Origin of the sequence: [Clostridium] clostridioforme AGR2157 (assembly GCF_000424325.1) — a bacterium.
Lineage (GTDB): Bacteria > Bacillota > Clostridia > Lachnospirales > Lachnospiraceae > Enterocloster > Enterocloster clostridioformis_A.
Map to the genome: position 1 here is coordinate 36,942 of NZ_AUJR01000003.1, position 20,582 is coordinate 57,523.

The 20,582-nt window shown below is 40.0% G+C and carries 18 protein-coding genes; 16 read left to right on the forward strand and 2 right to left on the reverse strand.

The window, feature by feature from the left end; translation table 11 throughout:
• Genes G614_RS0100185 through G614_RS0100210 form a run of 6 tightly spaced genes read left to right on the forward strand, consistent with a single transcriptional unit; the run spans position 1 to position 5,833 of the window.
• On the forward strand, positions 1–1,128 hold the full coding sequence (locus G614_RS0100185) for a glycosyltransferase (RefSeq protein ID WP_027640301.1): 1,128 nt from the start codon (positions 1–3) through the stop codon (positions 1,126–1,128).
• Positions 1,129–2,304 carry a glycosyltransferase family 4 protein gene (locus G614_RS0100190; RefSeq protein ID WP_027640302.1) on the forward strand — a complete coding sequence of 392 codons (1,176 nt, stop codon included), beginning with the start codon at positions 1,129–1,131 and terminating at the stop codon, positions 2,302–2,304. It abuts the gene before it with no gap.
• Complete coding sequence (locus G614_RS0100195) at positions 2,291–3,067, forward strand: ABC transporter permease (RefSeq protein ID WP_003525031.1); 777 nt, start codon at positions 2,291–2,293, stop codon at positions 3,065–3,067. The genes G614_RS0100190 and G614_RS0100195 overlap by 14 nt, the downstream gene beginning before the upstream one ends.
• Before the next feature lie 27 nt (positions 3,068–3,094).
• Entirely contained in the window at positions 3,095–3,556 is a 462-nt protein-coding gene (locus G614_RS0100200; protein ID WP_027640303.1) for a hypothetical protein, read from the forward strand.
• Complete coding sequence (locus G614_RS0100205; RefSeq protein WP_027640304.1) at positions 3,553–4,635, forward strand: glycosyltransferase family 4 protein; 1,083 nt, start codon at positions 3,553–3,555, stop codon at positions 4,633–4,635. The genes G614_RS0100200 and G614_RS0100205 overlap by 4 nt, the downstream gene beginning before the upstream one ends.
• Positions 4,625–5,833 (forward strand): ABC transporter ATP-binding protein, encoded by a 1,209-nt coding sequence (locus tag G614_RS0100210; protein WP_027640305.1) that lies wholly within the window; start codon positions 4,625–4,627, stop codon positions 5,831–5,833. Before G614_RS0100205 ends, G614_RS0100210 begins: the two co-directional genes overlap by 11 nt.
• A gap of 10 nt (positions 5,834–5,843) precedes the next feature.
• On the opposite strand, the gene G614_RS0100215 is transcribed toward G614_RS0100210, so the two are convergent.
• Positions 5,844–6,776, reverse strand: coding sequence for a hypothetical protein (locus tag G614_RS0100215; protein WP_242827959.1), 933 nt, complete (start codon positions 6,774–6,776; stop codon positions 5,844–5,846).
• Positions 6,777–6,835: 59 nt separating this feature from the next.
• On the reverse strand, positions 6,836–8,281 hold the full coding sequence (locus tag G614_RS0100220; protein ID WP_027640307.1) for a DUF4214 domain-containing protein: 1,446 nt from the start codon (positions 8,279–8,281) through the stop codon (positions 6,836–6,838).
• A 227-nt stretch (positions 8,282–8,508) separates the two neighbouring features.
• Between G614_RS0100220 and G614_RS0100225 the strand changes: the two genes are divergently transcribed.
• Genes G614_RS0100225 through G614_RS29170 form a run of 10 tightly spaced genes read left to right on the forward strand, consistent with a single transcriptional unit; the run spans position 8,509 to position 20,579 of the window.
• Positions 8,509–9,333 carry a LicD family protein gene (locus G614_RS0100225; protein WP_003525044.1) on the forward strand — a complete coding sequence of 275 codons (825 nt, stop codon included), beginning with the start codon at positions 8,509–8,511 and terminating at the stop codon, positions 9,331–9,333.
• Between the two features lie 12 nt (positions 9,334–9,345).
• Positions 9,346–11,151 (forward strand): aminotransferase class I/II-fold pyridoxal phosphate-dependent enzyme, encoded by a 1,806-nt coding sequence (locus G614_RS0100230; protein ID WP_003525046.1) that lies wholly within the window; start codon positions 9,346–9,348, stop codon positions 11,149–11,151.
• Between the two features lie 11 nt (positions 11,152–11,162).
• The gene (locus G614_RS0100235; protein ID WP_027640308.1) at positions 11,163–11,960 is read left to right on the forward strand and encodes a GNAT family N-acetyltransferase; all 798 of its coding nucleotides are present in this window, start codon (positions 11,163–11,165) and stop codon (positions 11,958–11,960) included.
• Between the two features lie 6 nt (positions 11,961–11,966).
• Positions 11,967–13,742 carry an HAD-IIIC family phosphatase gene (locus G614_RS0100240; protein WP_049948029.1) on the forward strand — a complete coding sequence of 592 codons (1,776 nt, stop codon included), beginning with the start codon at positions 11,967–11,969 and terminating at the stop codon, positions 13,740–13,742.
• A gap of 14 nt (positions 13,743–13,756) precedes the next feature.
• A complete protein-coding gene (locus G614_RS0100245; protein WP_027640310.1) occupies positions 13,757–13,996 on the forward strand; it encodes an acyl carrier protein in 240 nt (79 codons plus the stop codon).
• 5 nt (positions 13,997–14,001) lie between these two features.
• Complete coding sequence (locus G614_RS0100250) at positions 14,002–14,406, forward strand: VOC family protein (RefSeq protein WP_027640311.1); 405 nt, start codon at positions 14,002–14,004, stop codon at positions 14,404–14,406.
• Positions 14,407–14,437: 31 nt separating this feature from the next.
• Positions 14,438–15,553 (forward strand): glycosyltransferase family 1 protein, encoded by a 1,116-nt coding sequence (locus G614_RS0100255; RefSeq protein ID WP_027640312.1) that lies wholly within the window; start codon positions 14,438–14,440, stop codon positions 15,551–15,553.
• Between the two features lie 59 nt (positions 15,554–15,612).
• Positions 15,613–17,724: a hypothetical protein gene (locus G614_RS0100260; RefSeq protein WP_049948030.1), complete on the forward strand. Its 2,112-nt coding sequence runs from the start codon at positions 15,613–15,615 to the stop codon at positions 17,722–17,724.
• A 44-nt stretch (positions 17,725–17,768) separates the two neighbouring features.
• Positions 17,769–18,191: an adenylyltransferase/cytidyltransferase family protein gene (locus tag G614_RS0100265; protein WP_027640314.1), complete on the forward strand. Its 423-nt coding sequence runs from the start codon at positions 17,769–17,771 to the stop codon at positions 18,189–18,191.
• 21 nt (positions 18,192–18,212) lie between these two features.
• A complete protein-coding gene (locus G614_RS29170; protein ID WP_049948031.1) occupies positions 18,213–20,579 on the forward strand; it encodes a glycosyltransferase in 2,367 nt (788 codons plus the stop codon).
• Positions 20,580–20,582: the final 3 nt, after the last annotated feature.

Sequence of the window (20,582 nt, forward strand, 5' to 3'; positions counted from 1 at the left end):
ATGAAAAAATTAAATGTGCTTCAGGTCAGCCGTATGTATTATCCGGCCAGAGGCGGAATTGAAAGAGTGATACAGGATATTTCGGAGGGTCTGCGTGATTTTACTGATATAGAGGTTCTCACCTGCCAGGTAAAAGGAAATGAGGTTAAGGAAATCATACATGGGGTTCCTGTTACTCGTTGTGCAAGCAGAGGGATGCTTTTATCTTTACCAATAGCACCCTCCTTTTTTCGGAATTTCAAGACTATGTCAAAGGGAAAGGATATTGTTCATATTCATCTGCCTTTTCCAATGGCGGATTTAGCGGCTGTGACATCAGGTTATAGCGGCAAACTGGTTATTTGGTGGCACAGTGATGTTGTGCGTCAGAAAAAGCTGATGTTGCTTTACAGACCGATTATGGAGAAGTGTTTAAAGCGGGCTGATGCAATCGTGGTCGCATCTGAGGGTCATATTGAGGGCTCTTCTTATTTGGGACCATATAAGGATAAATGTCATGTAATTCCGTTTGGAGTTGAAAAGAACATGGAGAAGCGGGCTGATGAATATGTGAAAGTAAAAACTGTCAATTCATCCAGTGATATCCGCTTTCTTTTTGTAGGGAGACTTGTATATTATAAAGGGTGTGATGTGCTCATCAGGGCCATGAGCCAAGTGAAATATGGCCATCTGGACATAGTGGGTGAGGGACCGCTTAAGACGGAATTGACTGAACTGTCCGAGAAATTGGGGCTTACGGACCGTGTGTCCTTCTTGGGGGAAGTAGCTGACAGTGTTCTGGATGAGTGCTTTCGTAAATGTGATGTATTTGTATTGCCTTCAGTAGAAAAAAGCGAAGCATTTGGTATTGTACAAATGGAGGCAATGGCATATGGAAAGCCGGTCATTAATACAAATTTGAAAAGCGGGGTTCCATACGTCAGCCTGCATCGGGTTACCGGTTTGACAGTAGAGGCAAAGAATTCATCCGATCTGGCAGATGCCATGAACTGGCTGGCGGAGCATCCTGAAGCCAGGGAAGCGTACGGAGCGGCTGCCTGCAGACGGATTAAGGAGCATTTCAGCCAGAGCAACATGCTGAAGGAACTGCGGACGCTCTATGAAAAGCTGATTGGGGAGGAAGCATAGATGAAAATTGGATTTGAAGCCCAGCTTCTGCTGGACCGCCATAAGACCGGAATCGGGTGGTGTGCGGATAACCTGATACGGAGTTTGGTACAAATGGAAGGCCATGATGAATATCAGTTGCAGTATTTTTCATTAAAAGAGCCGGGTGAGCGTTTGAAGGGACTGAGACAATACGAAGATCTGGGAATCAAGCTCAGGCCCTGCCGATGGTTCCGCTTTGTGTATTATAAGCTCATATGGCCCTTTATTCCTGTGCCCTATTCATTGTTTTTCGGCAGGGAATGTGAGGTTACGCAATTCTTTAACTTCTTTGTACCGCCGGGAGTTAAAGGAAAAAGGGTTACCATTGTCCATGATATGGCGTATAAAGCATGCCCCGAAACGGTAAAACTGAGGACAAGACAGTGGCTGGAATTAGTACTGAAGGGGTCATGCCGCCGCGCGGATATGATTGTGACTGTATCGCAGTTCAGTAAGGATGAGCTGATTCGATATTTGGGCGTCCCGGAAGAAAAGATACGTGTCATGCATTTGGGAGTAGACCGGTCAAAGTTCGGCAGCTGTCAGACACCGGAGAAGGTGAGAGCTGTAAAGGAAAAATATCATATTAAGGACAGGTATTATCTGTACCTGGGAACCATCGAACCGAGAAAGAATATAAAAAGAATGATCGAGGCTTATGGCAGGCTTCACGATAAAATGCCTGATGCGCCACAGTTGGTTTTGGCGGGGGGACGCGGATGGCTCTGCGATGATATATATGAGACCGCAGAGGCATTAAATTTGGGCGATGACATCCTTTTTACCGGTTATGTGGAAGACGGGGAAGCGCCTGTCCTTTTAGCGGAGGCCGTTGCCTTTTTATTTCCGTCCTTATATGAGGGCTTTGGCATTCCGCCTTTGGAAGCCATGGCCTGTGGAACGCCGGTGCTGTCTTCCGACAGAGCCTCTCTACCGGAGGTTCTCGGAGACGCAGCCCTGCTAGTGAATCCGGAGTCGGTTGAAGCAATTTGCCGGGGAATGGAGCGGCTGGCGAAGGATGAGACGCTGCGCGGGGAGTTGTCCCGAAAAGGGAGCAAGAGAGTACAGCGGTTTACCTGGGAGCGCTCTGCGCGGACTTTAAAGGAAATATATCAGGAATTATCCACGTTGGAGGAAAGCGATGCAGTTGTTTAAAGAAATTTATGCATATAGAGAGATGATATTCAGCCTTGTACGGAGAGATTTAAAGGGACGTTATAAGGGATCCGCTTTGGGCTTTTTCTGGACGTTTCTGAATCCGCTTTTGCAGCTCGTGGTGTATACCTTTGTTTTTTCTGTTATTATGAGAAGCAATGTGGAAGACTACTATCTCCACCTTTTTGTGGCATTGGTTCCCTGGCTGTTTTTCAGCATGTCCGTGTCAGAAGGGTGTTCCTGCATCCGGTCCCAGCAGGACCTGGTAAAGAAAATTTATTTCCCAAGGGAGGTTCTGCCTATAGCGTATGTTACAAGCCAGTTTATCAACATGCTGCTGAGCTTTGTGGTGGTTCTTGTGGTGGTGCTGATATCCGGACGGGGGCTGAACCTGATCGCGCTTTTGTGTCTTCCGATTATAGCGATAGTGGAATATCTGCTGTGTCTGGGATCTGCCCTTTTTGTGTCGGCCATCACTGTATATATACGCGATATGGAGTATTTATTGAAGATTATTACCATGGCGCTGCAGTTTTTGACGCCGGTTATGTATTCCATTGATATCGTACCGGAACGTTTTATGGCCATCTATCTTTTGAATCCGATGACACCTATTATTTTGGCATACAGAGATATTCTGTATTATGGAAAGGTTCCGAGACTGACGACACTATTGCATGCGGTTCTTATGGGGATGATTTTGCTGGTGATTGGCTTCCTGGTTTTTGGAAAGCTGAAACGCCGTTTTGCCGAGGAACTGTAGCCTGGATGAGAGTAAAGGAGATTGAAAATGGGTAACTTAATTCAAGTAGAGGAGATAATGCAGGAGTTACGGAATAATGTAAAAAAAAGAAGCTATCCGAAGGAAGCCCTGGATTTTAATTCTGTCCGCGCCCAAAAGCAGGGGGAGGAGGATTTGGATTTCTTTGAGGAGCTCATGGAACGTGACATCAGCTATATGAACCACAGCTCCTATGTAGAATATGACCGGCCCATAACAGGCAGGGGGCCCAGAATCAAAAGAATCATTAAAAATCTGTATCAGTTTCATCTGAGACCGCTGTGGGACGCTCAGAATTGTTTTAATTTAAAGGCCGCATCCGCTATGACTCAGTTGCGGAATTTTGTGCTTCAGCAAATGAAGGACAATGAACAGACGGAAAAGCAGATAGAGGAATTAAGGCAAATCTGCAGGGAGCAGGAGATTAGGCTGGAGCGGTTGGAGAAAAAGCTTTCGGAGGAAAAAGGATGAGAGTATATCAAATGCTGAGCAGCCTTTCTTATGGAGACGCCATAGGCAATGTTGTGCTGGCTCTGAAGGAGGCCATACAAAAGCTGGGTTATGAGACAGAGGTATATGCAGAAGAGATTGATACCAGACTGCCGGCAGGAGCGGCTAAGAGAATACAGTATATGCCGGAGCTGCACAAAGACGATGTGGTTATCAATCACTTGTCCAATGGAACCAGCTGGAACCGGAGGTTCGGCGATTTTTGCTGCCGCAAGGTCATTTACTATCACAATATTACCCCGCCCCGCTTTTTCAGCGACTTCAGCGTGGAGCTTCAGCTAAACTGTCATAAAGGGCTGAAGGATGCGGAGTATCTGGCGGATAAGGTGGATTACTGCCTTGCTGTTTCAGAATTCAACAAGCAGGACCTGAGAAGGATGGGATACAGGCAAAGGATAGATATTCTTCCGATTCTCGTGCCATATGAGGATTATGATAAGGCCCCTTCTCAGGAAATTCTGGATAAATACGGAGACGGGAGAACCAATATTCTGTTCACTGGCCGGATTTCGCCTAACAAAAAGCAGGAAGACATAATTAAGGCGTTCTTTTACTATAAGAATTATATGGATCAGGATGCGCGTCTGTTCCTGGTGGGAAAATATACAGGGATGGAAGAGTATTATGAACAACTGAAGCGATATGCAGAGGCGCTGGAACTTAAGGATGTATATTTTACCGGCCACATAAAGTTTGATGAAATCCTGGCTTATTATCGGGTTGCAGATGTATTTGCCTGTATGAGCGAGCATGAGGGGTTCTGTGTTCCCTTGGTAGAGGCAATGTACTTCGGCGTACCTATTGTGGCTTACGACAGTTCGGCAATAGCAGATACCTTGGGCAATGGGGGGATATTGACAGAGGATAAGGATCCGAAGCTGGTGGCAGAAATCATAAACCGGCTGGTTCAGGATGAGACACTGCGAAAAGAAATTATCTCCAGACAAAAGGAGCAGCTGAAGCGTTTTGAATACGATAAAGTTACATCACTGTTCTCTGGTTATTTAGAGAAATTTTTGGAGGAACACAATGAAGGCTGAGAATGCAATTGAGGTTCATGATATAAAGAAAAGCTTTCGGGTATATTTGGATAAAGGGAGGACCTTGAAGGAGCTGGTCTTATTCAGTAAGAGAAGAAAATATGAGGAACGTCAGGTTCTTCAGGGGATTAGCTTTGAGGTAAAAAAGGGTGAAGCATTAGGCCTGATAGGCCATAATGGCTGCGGAAAGAGTACAACGCTGAAACTTCTGACCAGAATTATGTATCCGGATTCAGGAACGATAGAGATGCGTGGGAGGGTATCCAGCCTGATTGAGCTTGGGGCGGGATTCCATCCGGATATGAGCGGTCGTCAGAATATATATACCAATGCATCCATTTTTGGCCTGACAAGAAAGGAAATTGATGCAAGAGTTGATAATATCATTGAGTTTTCGGAGCTGGAAGCATTTATAGATAATCCGGTAAGGACGTATTCCTCAGGTATGTATATGCGCCTGGCGTTTGCCGTTGCTATTAACGTGGATGCGGACATCCTTCTGGTAGATGAGATTCTGGCTGTAGGTGATGCGAATTTCCAGGCAAAATGTTTTAATAAACTAAGGGAGATTAAAGCAAACGGAACAACCATTGTTATCGTGTCACATTCGTTGGGCCAGATTGAAGAAATTTGTGAGAGAAGTATCTGGATTCATGAAGGAAAGATTCAGAAGGAAGGAAAACCAAGGGAGGTCCATCCGGCTTATCTGGAGTATATGGGGCAGAAGCGTCCTGAGGCAGCTGCTGCCGGAAAGGGAAAAGGAGAAGGTGAACGTCCTGGTGACGGAAGGGTTCGGATTAAAACAGTTGAGGTGATTTCCGGTAAAGGGAGTGGGTCTAATGTGTTTAGAACAGGTGAATCTGTTACATTAAGTATATCCTACAAGGTGATGGAAAAAGTAGAGGAAGCCTCCATTGGGCTTGAGGTTTATAATGGAGACGGGGTTAAATGCTATTCAACTGACACAAGGACGGAGAAGATGGATTATATAAAGCTGGAAAGGGATGGAGAAATTCATCTGGTTTTTGAAAATCTGGAGCTGCTTAACGGGAAGTATACTATGGACTTTTCAATAAAGAGCAAAGACAGCTTCCCGATTGACAGCTACGCAAAAGCATTTTCATTTGAAATGTATTCAGACGTGAAGGATACAGGCATTTCACGGCTGGCTCATAAGTGGGAAGTGAAAAATGCATAATGAAGTACGACTAGTTTTCTGAGAATTCAGTCAGATACTTATATACACGTTCAAAATCAAAGGGCATCAGTATATCAGGACCACTTTCCAATAAAATGTGGCGGGTATTGATGTCCTTTATGAATCCCAGCAGTTCCTCCGGATGTAAGGGATAAATGCCTTTGATGCCGGATAAGCTCTTAATATACTCTTCATCCGGAAAGACGCCGTCCAGAAGAGAGATAACCGGAATGCCGCTGAAAGCAGCCTCAAATATGATGGAGCTGTGGCCGCTGCCTATAATCAGGTTATGTCCGGCCATCACGTCATATACGGATTGGGATGAATCAAGAATCTGATATCCTTCTCCTGACAGAATAGGTGTGATTCCTGCGTCGCCAGCAGGCATTTTAAGGGGAATATTCGGGCCAGTATAGCGGCGGAACCAATCGGCATATCCTTCGGCGCCCAGTTGTTCGTAGAATGTGATGATATTGCTGGGAAAGAATACCGGGGAATATACCGGATTTTCCTGGTCGATGACCGGATTTACCGTACGCTGTTTTTTCATCCAGCCAACAACCTCAACCCTGCGGCAGCATCCTAAAAGGCGGTAGTATAGATTGTGGGCATAGGGAAGCATTACCATATCAAAGAGGTCCAGCCACGGAATTTCGCTGAAATGAACGAAGCTTTCCATATCATGGGGATAGAATACTGTATAGGCTGGCTTTAAAAAATCTATAAGCTCAATGACCGATATCATATTGCGGTCTTTGCCGTAGAAATAGTGATAGTTAAATTCATCGAACCACACATGGGCGGAGGAAATCAGGACAATGCCGCTCTGCTTTTTCATGTCCTCTAAACGGTGGTACAGTTCGCCGCGTTCATAAGGAAACTTCTGGTCATCTATTACCAGGACCTGATGTCCCCTGCTTTCCATGAAGCTTACCAGGGGCATGAGGGAATTTTCGCCTCCATATCCATGAAAAATGTAGCTATAAGTTTGAGTTGACAAGATTAATGTTCCTCCAGTTCATAATTATAAAATTCCGGTGAAAGACGTCCCGTCCTGCGGGCAATGTACACAATGACAGATGAAAAGGAGGACTCAACCTCTTTTTTGCTGCCTGCATTTAAAATGTAGAAGCAGTCATGGTTCCTTTCATCTCTCAGATAGTCATATCTGGTAGTGGGGAGCGGGATGACAGCATATGTTTTTGAAATCCGGTAAGCACTGATTTCAAAAAATCCGTTTCGATGAAGTTGTGAACGAATGAAAGAATCTGGAAGCAGGTAAGGATAGTAGCCGGTTCCGTGACTCTGTTCATCCATACTGTATGCCGATTCTCCGGAAAGCGGCTGATAGCTTGAGTCGGTGAAAGACAAAACAAGATTGTCAACCGATAGAAGCGCCGGACGTCCGGAGGCATCAGACAGTTTAAGCTTTCTGCCGACATAATGGAAGGTTATTGTGTTGCAGCCTGGATTTAGGGACAATCTTAGAGTAACCTTGCGCTTTGTGTTGGAACATTTGATTGGGACGGTTTTTCCATGAAAGAAAATGGAAACCTCACTGTTGATATCCAGGACTGTCAGTGTAAAGCTAAGAGTAATTTGGCGATAATCCATGCTATGGTTTATAAGATAAATGGAACCATTTAATTCTGGTCCTGACATCCAGCGGCAGGGAGTGCCGTCAGGGCGAAACTCCAGCCGATTCCAACTTCTGTCCCATACAATATTTATATATGTCTGGGAGGGAGGCAGCTGGGGCATGGTGAGGACAAAGGTATCCTCGATGGAATTGGCAAAGGAGGATAATCTGTCTGTAGTAAGCAGGTTAAAAAGGATGTCTGGGTTTGTAATAAAGCAACCGTTTTTAGGGGCAGATAAAAGGAATTCTATTTGTTTTATCATTTCTTTTCCTTTAATATGTGCCACTCCGATATTTAAAACCGGATTTGCCGAATTCAGTACAGAAGCCAGGTGACCGATACAGGTTGGAGGAGTCAGCTTAGGAAGGCAGGCAGGAATCTGGGAAATCTGGCCTTCTGCTAATGCACTGTACTCTGTATCAAAGGAATAGTCGTGCTCGGTGAACTGCTCTGCTAAGAACCCAAAGCGGCCACAGTGGAGAGGTATGGAAAAACTGTCGTTGCTATATGTGGATATAATATCTAAATGCAGAAGCTTAAACAGTTTTTCCATGCCTTTATAAAGATAGCAGTCTAATTTATAGGAAGCAATTCCTTCTATAAAAAAGCGGCTCCCAAATTCTGGGGAGCGGGCAATCCAATAGATGAAGCCCTTTCTTGACAGGCCTTTAGACAGCATTTCTATGGCATGCTGCATCTCGAATGGATCCAGAGAGCGGCCAAGCATGGTATGGTAACATTGAATGATGAATGCGGTATCATCAGATATTTTTAGTAGGGATGTGGTGTGGAAAGTGGTGTTTTGCATAGGAACCTCCTTGATTAACTAGAATGTACATGATATGGGGCGGTGTGTCAAGGAGAAATAGGATAATATAGATAATTTGGAGCTTTGAATAGAAGAGAAATAGATGGTATAAATGACCATCCGGTAATTGCTATTTACAATTTTAATGGTGTGAAGTATACTTAAGAAAGCTGAATTTAATTAAGAAATCACCAGTTTATACGTGGTAAAAGATTGGGGAATAATATATGATACAATTAGATAGCAAGACATTGCGGCAGCTTCAGATGATAGAGCTGGAAATGCTGATTGAGGTTAATCGTATTTGTAAAAAATGTGGGATTCATTATACAATTATTGCGGGTACAATGTTGGGGGCAGTGCGGCATGGAGGATTTATTCCATGGGATGATGACGCAGATATCGGTATGCTCCGTTCTGAGTATGAAAAGTTCAGGATCGCATGTGAAAATGAATTGGATTCCAGTAGATTTTATTTTCAGGATAACAGGAATACAAAGGGGTATCGCTGGGGATATGGTAAACTGCGGCGTAAAGGTACGGTGTTTACCAGGGAGTTTCAGGAGCATATGCCATATGAGCAGGGAGTGTTTATTGATATCTTTCCGATGGACGGAATTCCTGACAATTATTTGCATCGGTGTATTCACAATTTCCACTGTTTTTGTATTAGAAAGATTTTATGGTCTGAGGTGGGCAAAAAAGCTGATAAGAGATGGTGGATGCGTATATGGTTTGGCTTAATGTCCAATATTCCTGAGAATATCGTTTTTTCACATTATGAGAAGTTTATAAAAAAAAGCAATCAGAAAAAGACAAAGTTAGTACGCATGCTGATGTTCCCGTCTCCTACTAAAGATTTTGGATACCATAGGAAATGGTATCAGCGGTTAGAACCAGTGCTTTTTGAGGGGCATAAGCTATCAGGAATGAAGGATAAGGATGAATACTTATCTTGGACTTATGGAGACTATATGCAGCTTCCGCCACAAGATAAGCGAAAAGTACATCCGGTAAGTGAAATTAAACTAGTCGACTTGGATGCCGAATAGGAGGATATATAAATGCAGGCAATGATACTGGCGGCAGGAATGGGTAAGCGTTTGGGAAAATACACAAGAAGCTGCACAAAGTGCATGGTAAGGGTTGGAAATGCGCGTTTAATTGACAGAATGGTAGCCGCATTAAAACAGGCCGGGATACATAAGCTCATTATGGTTGTGGGATATGAAGGTGAGCAGCTGGAAGCATATCTTCGGGAGACTGCTAAAGATATGGAACTGGTATTTATATATAATAGGGATTATCAGAAAACAAATAATATTTATTCACTGTTTCTTGCTAAATTTGAGTTGGAGAAGGATGATACGCTTCTTTTAGAATCAGATTTGATTTTTGATAAAAACATAATTTCTGAAATTGTAAAAAGTCCATATGATAATATGGTGACCGTTGCTAAGTATGAGCACTGGATGGATGGTACTGTTGTATTGTTGGACTCTGAAAGAAATATTATAGATTTTGTCGCAAAAGCAGATTTTCGGTATGAAGAAGTCGAGGATTACTATAAGACGGTTAATATTTACAAATTCAGTAAGGAATTTTCAAAAAAACAGTATATTCCCTTTTTAGAGGCATACATAAAAGCCTATGGTGTAAACCAATATTATGAATTAGTGCTGAAAATTTTGGCGCATGTCCAATACTCACAACTAAAGGCCTTTGTTTTGGAAGGTTACAACTGGTATGAGATTGATGACGTTCAGGATTTGCGGATTGCGGAGACGATTTTTGCTGAAGATGATAAACAGTTTCATGCATATGATAATAATTATGGCGGCTTTTGGCGGTTCCCTAAACTAAGGGATTTTTGTTATCTGGTGAATCCCTACTATCCTCCAAAGAAAATGGTGGACCATATGAGATATTTTTATGAGACACTGTTGAGAGAGTATCCTTCTGGCCTCCAGACACAGAACTTGAATGCGGCAAGAATGTTTGGTGTCGAAGAGAATTATATATTGGTAGGAAATGGTGCAGCGGAGCTCATCAATGTACTTGGGGAGGTGCTGGAAGGAAATCTTCTGACAGTCGTACCTGTATTTAATGAATATGTTCGCTGTTTTAAGAATTGTACAGTTCACAGGCTCTATAGTTCGGAGGTTGATTTTAAAGTGGGCTCTGCCGACATTCTAAGAAGAATTGATGGAATGAATGCGGTAGCTCTCATTAATCCTGATAATCCAAGCGGCAGTTTTATTTTACAGAAGGACATGCTGAGGATTATTGATGAATGCAGGAAGAAGGATGTTCTGTGTATTATAGATGAATCTTTTGTTGATTTCGCAGATGGGGGTATCCGATATACATTATTAGATGACGATTTGCTGCAAAAATACACCAATCTGCTGGTAATTAAAAGCATCAGCAAATCGTATGGTGTTCCAGGCCTGCGGTTAGGTATTGCAGCGTCGGCAAACACAGAAATATTACAAAAAATGCGAAACCAGATGCCGATCTGGAATATTAATTCAATGGCAGAATACTTTCTTCAAATCCATGGGTTATATGCAAACGATTATCTGGATGCCTGTGATAAAATTGCAGAAGAGCGGAGCCGCATGATTGCGGAGTTGGAGAAATTGAGAGGCCTGCGCGTATACCCGTCCCAGGCAAACTACATTATGTGCTGCATTCACGGGAAGATTAATGCGAAGGATGTGGCAAATATCCTGGTAAAAGATTATAATATCCTGATTAAAGATTTGACGGCAAAAGATGGGGTCCCGTCAGAGAAATACATTAGACTTGCAGTGAAAAACCGAAAAGAAAATGATGAGCTGATTCAGGCGTTAAAAAGTATTTTGTAAAGGAAAAGAAAATGAGCATGCGTTTGGCAGGAGAAGAGGACAGGGATTCTCTGTTAGGCTATCTAAAAAAAGATTTAGGAAATTGTCTGTATATTTATATGGATATTTGTAAGTATGGTTTTTGTTCCCCGCATATGCAGGTTTGGGTGGAAGAAGATGGAATGAATCTGGTGCTGATGAAATATTATGACAGTCTGCAGCTTTATGCTGCTTCGGAGGACTGGAGTCTGGATGCGGTTTTGGACAAGATTCAAGAATATAGTATAAGAATGATATCGGCGCGCAGAGATATAATTGAGCGATTGAGAAAAAATGTATATTGTCAAGAATATTATGAAGAAACCTTTGGCCATGTATTTCGTTTTCAACATTATACAACATTGATATCGGACAAGATACATATTCAGAAGGCGGAACCATCAGATTCTGATGAGATTGCACGTTTGATGAGAATGGATTCTTTATTTTCAGAAAATTATGAAGAATCAGAACTTTCGTTACAATTATCTGAGCGTATGAAAAATGGAATGGGGCGCAGTTATGTGATTAGAGCCCAAGACCATATAATTGCTCATATAGCAACTTTTGCAGAGATAGCCAATTTGGCAGTGACAAGTGGATTGATTGTACATCCGGAACATAGAAATTTACCGTACGGTACTGTACTGGAAAGCTACTTGGTTAATTGTCTGCAGAAGGAGGGAATAGATGTGTTTACACTTGTAAACGAGAGAAAGCGTTACAAACTCTTAAAGGCTCTAAATTGCGAAGAGTGCGGACAATACGGAAAGCTAACCAGAATAGGATAATGTGTTATGATAAAAGAATTAGAGTATCCTTTTGACAGTGCAGGGGTGCTGCGAAAAAAGAGGGCATTAAAGAAAAGATGTTTAGAGCAGCGGGAAAATTGGCTGGAAATCAGAATTGCGGTGCTGTGTGGTTCTACGGTAGCGGATATATGTGATATACTGGAGTTGTTCCTGCTCAACGAGGGTATAAAACCGCAATTTTATCAGTCTGAATTCGGAAAGTACTGGGAAGATGCAGTGTTTGATAATCCGGAATTAGAGCATTTTAGACCTCAGGTTATATGGATTCATACCAGCACAAGAAATATTAATAGTATGCCGGACATCACTGACAGCGAAAATCATATCAAGGATAAATTGAAGCAGGAAGAAGATAAGCTTTTAATGATGTGGGAACAGCTTGAGAAGCGCTATGGCTGTCCAATCATCCAGAATAATTTTGAAAGGCCTCTATATCGAATCTTAGGAAATCAGGACATAGCAGATGAAGCTGGAGGCAGTAATTTTGTCTTTCGGTTAAATGATTACATATACCGTTATAAGCAATCACATGCCAACTTCTATGTTCATGATGTAGATGGAATATCTGCTTGCTTTGGATTGCGCAGTTGGCAGGAACCAAGGTATTGGTATTTATATAAATACGCTTTGAATATAAATGCTATACCAGAATTTTCTTATAATTTATTTACTATTGTAAAATCGCTTTTTGGTAAGAATAGAAAAGTGCTTGCGTTAGATGCAGACAATACACTTTGGGGAGGAGTTATTGGAGACTGTGGCGCAGAAAATATTGAGTTGGGTGCGGAGACAGCTAGCGGACAGATGTATCTTGAATGGCAGCAATATATAAGACGGTTAAAAAAGTGTGGGATTTTACTCGCTATTGTTTCTAAAAATGAACAGAAATCAGTTGAGGAGGGGTTAGAACATCCATCAGGTGTACTGCGTGCAAAAGATTTTGCGGTTGTTCGCAGTAACTGGGAGAATAAGGATATTAATCTGCAATATATAGCTGAGGCTCTGAACATAGGTTTGGAACAGATTGTATTTATAGATGATAATCCGGCAGAAAGAAGGTTGGTTGAAACCAATTTGCCGATGGTATCCATTGTAAATGAGGATAAGCCGGAACGGTTCATACAGGTGTTAGATGCAGCAGGATATTTTGAGTCAACAGTCCTGACAAAAGAAGACTTGAAGCGAAATGATATGTATCGTGAAAATGAAAAACGTTCCAGGTTTCAGGAAACGTTTGTGGATTATGATGATTTTCTGAAGAATCTCCAAATGAAGGCAGTTATTAAAAAGTTTGAACCTTTGTATGTAAGCCGGATTACTCAGCTGATTAATAAAACAAATCAGTTTAATTTTACAATGCTTCGCTGTACAGAGGAAGAAGTGCGTAGGATAATGCTGGATTCCAGCTATATGACGCTATATGGACAGCTGTCAGATGTGTTTGGCGATAATGGAATTGTAAGCCTGATGATAGGAGAAAAGAAGAACAGCATACTTCATATTTGTCTGTTTGTGATGAGCTGCCGTGTATTTAAACGAAATATGGAGTATGCGATGATGGATGCTGCTGTGGTGTGGTGTATGGATAACCAAATTGAAAAGATCAAGGGCTACTATATTCCTGGGGCAAAAAATCAGATATTAAAAGAAAAGTTTGCGGAGTTTGGTTTTGTGAAGCAGGACGAAGATGAGAATGGAAACAGTACCTGGGAACTGGAAATTGACCATTATCAGAATAAAAATCATGTGATTAATCTATGAGAGGGAGAAGGAAGATGAGAGATAATGTATTTGAAAAAGTTGCTGATATTTTAAGAGATGTATTGGATGCTCCGGAATTGCTGGTTACTGAAGATATGACAATGGAAGACGTAGAGGATTGGGACAGTGTTGCACAAATGACGATTATGTCGGCGTTGGAATCGGAATTTAAAATTGAACTAAGTTTAGATAAAATTGTGGCAATGACATCAGTCCGTTCTATTGTGGATGCGGTTATGAATATGAAGGAGTAGATTTTATGAAAATTCATCATGTGGGATATTTAACGAAGAATCTGAATAAAAGTGAATTTTTATTTGAAAAGCTTGGTTTTATTGTGGAAAAGGAGAAAGCGTATGATGCGCTGAGAAAGATTCATATCGTTTTTATGCTTAATGGTGATTATCGGATAGAGCTGATAGAACCTGATGGGGAGGAATCATCTGTTTGGGGGTTATTAAAGAGGTATAAAAATACCCCGTATCATTTCTGTTATGAGGTAGATGATATGAATGCTGCAGTGAAAAAAATGCGGGAAGGGGGGCATATAATGCTTTCAGAACCCATGCCTGCTTCTTGTCTGGATGGTAAATTGTGCTGTTTTATGCTGCATAAGGATATGGGGATAATTGAGTTGTGTGAATGCGGAAAATCAGCCAGCTAACGAAGAAATTGTGAGGTGAAGAAAATTGGGGATGAAAACAAAGAAAATAAAGGTACTCCATAGAGCAGCCACAACAGGTATTGGGGGTGTGGAGCAAAATGTTATGAACTATTATCGTCATATGGATAGAGAACGGTTTCAATTTGATTTCCTGACAAGGAATGCGAAACTGGCAGAATATAAGGAAGTAAAGGAGCTTGGAATTAACGTAAAAACATTTACTGCAACAGAGCGCAGTGACAAAAATCTCTTAATTAAGGAAATTAATCAGATTCTGGATGAGGGATATGATATTATTCATATGAATACCAGCTATTGGGTAGGATTTCTAATTGAAGAGTTGGCTATGGAACGGCATATTCCTAAAGTAATCGTTCACTCGCATAGTGCAGGAATAGATTTAGGACAGGGAAGAGAACGAGCGCTAGAAATTCATGAATATTATAAAGAAAAATTTGATAGGAGATATGCTACTGACTGTTGGGCATGTTCCAGGCTTGCAGCAGATTGGCTATTTGGGCCTCAGATTCCCAGAAATGATATACGGATTATCAAAAATGCAATTGATATTCAGAAATACAGTTTTAACCAAAACTTCAGATTACAGGCGAGGAATAAACTAGGGCTGGATAATTGTTTTGTAATAGGTCATATTGGCCGTTTCGCATATCAAAAGAATCATGAGTTTCTAATTAAAGTTTTTGCAGGCATTTTTAAAAAGAATGATAAGGCTCGTCTGGTTCTAATTGGAGAAGGCGGAGGAATGTCTGCGATAAAAGCTATGGTGCAGGAGATGGAACTGGAAGAAGCTGTGAACTTCCTGGGGTGGCAGGATAATGTAAATGAATTACTTTCGGCGATAGATTTATTTGTATTGCCTTCAAGGCTTGAAGGATTGCCGGTTGTTTTGGTTGAGGCCCAAGCTTCAGGGTTGCGATGTATAATAAGTGACTGTATAACAGATGAAGTATGCATAACAGATAATGTTGACAGGCTGCCGTTGGATGAGGACGAGTGGATTCAGAAGATAGGCACTTATATGGAAGGATATGACAGGGCAGATATGAGAGAGAAAATCACAGCTGCAGGGTACGATATTGCAGAGCAGGCAAGGGCCTTAGAAAAGCTTTATACTCACAAATTATAAATATAAGTATAGAAAACAGGTATGAGTCTATAATACTATTAAAACTAAGGGAACGCTAAATGGACTATCGGATTGAAAAGTTAATAAAAAGCCTTAAATATGAAAGAATTGTTGTGTATGGAACTGGTATTAATGCAGAAAGAGTAGTGGATGCATTAAGTGACAGAAATATTATAGGTATTCTTGATGGAAATATAAATTTTGGATATTTTGATGGGATAAAGATACTAACTATTGAAGAGATGCTCCTGCAACAGCCGGAAGCAGTCATTATAGCAGCACAGCATTCCTCTACCCTATCTATATATAATAGAATATGTAAGACTTGCATGGAGCATCATATAAAACTGTTAGATATGTCTGGAAATGATCTATTCGATTTGGTAGATAATATTGAAAAACAAAAAGACTGTTTTGAAAAAAATATTGAGGAAATAAAACGAGAGATTGACCAGCACGAAGTAATAAGTTTTGATATATTTGATACATTAATAATGAGAAATACATTGTTTCCGGAAGACGTGTTTTATATTGTTGAAAGCAAGGTTAGGAATAGAGGGATTGCATTATGCGATTTACGAAATAGGCGTGCTCTAGCTGAGCAATCAATAGATTGTATCAGTCCCAACATATATCAGATATACGATGCTTACCAGAAAAGAGAGGGATTTACATCTACAATCAAACGTATATTGCTTGATTATGAACTTTCTGTAGAAAAGGCAGTTCTAATCAGGCGGGAAGATATCGTTCAAGTGATGAATTATGCAGTTAGTAATAATAAACCTGTATATCTTATATCGGATATGTATCTCCCAAAGGAGCTGATTGAGGTTATTTTGAGCGAACTTGGTATTGTAGGATATCGCGATATTCTTGTCTCCTGTGATTACCATCAAACAAAGTATACCGGTTTATATCATACATTTATGGATTTATATCCGGCAGAATCTTATTTACATATTGGTGATAACGCAGTGGCAGATGGCTTTTGCGCAAAATCCAATGGAATGGATGTATATATTATTCAAAGCGCATTAGCATTGTTAGAGAAATCAAGTTATGGATTTATGCTTAAAAAACAGCTTTCTCTTAATGAACGTTCAATGCTGGGCTTATTAATTGCTAAGATTTTTAACAGTCCGTTTTCACTTTATGGCAGTGACAGAAGACCATATGTAGATAGCATTAAAGATATAAGCTACCTTTATTTTGCGCCAGTGATTTTGAAAGTGATGCTGTGGCTGATGGATAAACTTTTAGAAGGGGATTATGAGAAGGTCCTTTTTTCTGCAAGAGATGGTTTTTTAATACAAGAATTATACGATTACATGCGATTAACCAGAAACGGACTTCCGGACAGTGTCTATTTTCAAGCTTCACGGGTTTTGTGTGCACGTGCCGGCTTAAGCAGTGATGCAGACATAGAATGGATGTTGAGTGCTCCATTTGACTGTTCATGGAAGGAGGTTGTGAAGGAAAGGTTCGATTTAAATGATAATGATATGCTGGATGAACATAATTCAGAGTATAATTCTGTACTGGATTATGCAATGTCTCACAAAGATAAAATCTATAAGCGATCGAGAGAGATTCGTCAAAATTATAATAAGTATATGAAGCTACTGGGCATTAAAGAAGGCAGAACATATGCCTTTTACGATTTTGTCTCTTGTGGTACATGTCAGTATTTTTTGAGCAATTTTGTATCATTTGATTTACAAGGGCTGTATTGCGGATACTATGACTCGGTAACAGGTGGAAAACGTAATGTCCCAATAGAAGCATTATTTGTTAATCAAAACTATTTTCAAAAGGAAACTGCCTTTTTTAAAAGATATTTGTTGTTTGAACGCATAATGACATCAACGGCAAGTTCTGTAATTAGTATGGATACTTGTGGAAAGCCGTTATTTAGCGAAGAAAGTAGAAGTTTGCATGAACTTGATATGGTAAAAATTGCTCAAGAATCAATTAAAGATTATATAAAAAAATATATTGACTCCCTTTATGTAGATGGGAGCAGTATTGATGTAATGTTTGTTGATGCTTTGTTTGCATTATTTAGTTTGAAATATACAAACGAAAATTGTGAAGAATTTGAACAAATTTTGTTAGTGGATGATTTTGGAAAAAATGTTTTAAAAATAACCAGGGAGGAACTACAGTAAGCCAAGTGCATATTGTGCTAGAATGGGAAAGGATAAAGAGATAAATGAAAAGATATAATATAGGATACGTTGCAGGAGTTTTTGATTTATTTCATATTGGGCATTTAAATTTAATAAGGAGAGCAAAAGAAAACAGTGAATACTTAATAGTTGGGGTATTAACGGATGAACTAGTGATTCATTTTAAAGGAAAAGCACCATATATACCGTTCGAGGAACGTTTGGAGATTATTGGGGCATGCCGATATGTGGATAAGGTAGTAGGCGTTACATTTGATAATATTGATAAAATGTCAGCGTGGGAATTATATAAATTTGACTGTTTATTTTCGGGAGATGACTATGTGAATAACGAATCATGGATTATAGATAAGCAGAGGCTTAAACAGGTAGGCGCAGATATCCAATTTTTCCCATACACGAAGACTACTAGTTCAACGCAAATTAAAAAAATAATTGGAATATGATTATAGGAGGAAGTTATTTACATGATTGAGTTAAGTGTAATTGTTCCCATTTTTAAAGTAGAGAGGTATTTAGCGCAATGTGTTGAAAGTATTTTAGGGCAATCATATAAAAATTTGGAGGTTATTTTAGTAGATGATGGCTCACCAGATAACTGTGGTGCCATGTGTGACGAATATGCTAAAAGAGATTCCAGAATAAAGGTTGTACACAAGACAAATGGAGGACTCGTATCAGCGCGAAAGGCTGGTATTGAAATAGCACGTGGGCGTTATATTACCTATGTAGATGGAGATGATTGGTTATCTGACAATACATATGAAGTATTAATGCGATATGTAGCAGAGAACAGGGCAGATATCGTCACGGCTGGTTTTATAGAGGATTTTGGAACTGAGGAGAGCAATTACATTGATACGATGAAGTCTGGGTATTATAGTGGGGAAATGTTAGATAAGTACTTATATGAAACTATGCTTTATGATAAATCAACAGGGGATTCTGGAATCAGGCCGAATGTCTGGTCAAAAATATTTTCCAGAGAGGTGATATATGATTGTCAGATGTCTGTGAATAATCGTATAAATTATGGTGAGGATATGGCTTGCACATATCCAGCATTATTAAAGGCAGATAGTGTCTATGTGACAGATGAATGTTTATATCATTATAGAAGAAGGGCAGATTCTATTACAACCGAAAGGAATTTGAACTATTTTGAACAGATAGGGATATTGTATAAAGAGTTGGCAAAGGTATTCTTTCAGCATAGGAAAATTACGAATATTTTGATGAGTCAGTTAAATAGTTATATGAAATATTTGTTAAATAAGGGTGACCGCGATTTGCTAAATGGAATTTTAGAGTCCAGTCAGTCAGAAATGAAACCCTATTACTTATTTCCGTTTGATAAGATTGCAAAAGGCAGTAAAATAGTTGTTTATGGTGCGGGGGTTGTTGGGCAGGATTATATTGCACAGATATTGAGTCGTCCATACGTGAAACTGGTGGCATGGGTAGACAAAAAGTACAAAGAATATGCGGCTAAAGGTTATGATGTTGTAGATACATGGGAGTGCTATATACGTTCTTATGATTATATAGTTATAGCTATTCTAAAAGAGCATGTGGCTATGGAAATAAAAAAAGAGTTGATGGCGAATGGGGTATCTGAAAGTCATATTATTTGGTCACTTCCAGTAAAGGTAAATAGAATCATGCCTAGAAAAAAGAAGATTGCATTTGCGGTACATCGCTACGGCTTAGAGGTAAATGGCGGGGCAGAATTACATTGTAGGATGCTTGCAGAACATCTAAAAGAAAAGTATGAGGTCGAAGTATTTACCTCATGTGCCAATAGTGTTGAACCTTGGGATAATTATTATCATGAAGGCTGCGAAATAATAAATGGTGTTTTGGTAAGACGGTTTAGAGTTGAACGTGAACAAAAACCAGCATTAGCAGGTCAGCTTTATCAGTTAATGATTAGAAATGAGCTTGAAGAACCGAACCAGTACTTTGTGGAAAATGGACCGTATTGTCCCGCTCTAATTGATTTTATAAAGAATCATTATGAAGAATATCAAGCCATTATCTTTTTTTCATATGGAACATATATCTCCTCATTAGGGTTACAGACGGGATTAAATAATGGACTGTTTATACCAACGGTACATGAGTCAATATCAATACGTTCATTATCATATGAGAAAGTTTTTGAAGGAGTTCAAGGGTTTATATATAATTCTTATGAAGAGAGAGAGATGGTGAGAAGTGTATTTTCTAATTCTGATAAGAAAGAGATGGTAACCTGTGTAGGATTTGATGAACCAGACATTGATAAAATTGATAATTCCATTGCTAAGAAGTATGGAGAATACATGATTTATGTGGGAAGAATATCGGACTCTAAAAATTGTCAGAAATTATTTGATTATTTTTTGAATTACAAGAAAAGAAACGCATCTAAATTGAAATTAGTTTTGGTTGGGAAAGAAGATGGTGTTAAAGTTCCAATACATAAAGATATCATACATGTTGGCTTTATCAGTGATTTGGAAAAAACAGCGCTGATTAAGGGCGCAAAATTTTTGGTCAATAATTCAATTAATGAAAGCTTGTCATTAGTGATGCTGGAAAGTATGATTTTAGGGAGGCCTGTAATTGTAAATGGAAATTGCGATGTAATGAGAGGGCAGTGCCAAAGAAGTAACGCAGGATTGTATTATAACAATTATCTGGAGTTTGAGGCGGTAATTAATTATATGCTTACACATGATCGCGAATATGAAGCGATGTGCGAAAATGGTGTGGATTTTGTTAGAAAGAATTATACCTGGAGCGTTGTTATCAAGAATATATGCAATTTTCTTGAAACCTACAAGAAATGAGGT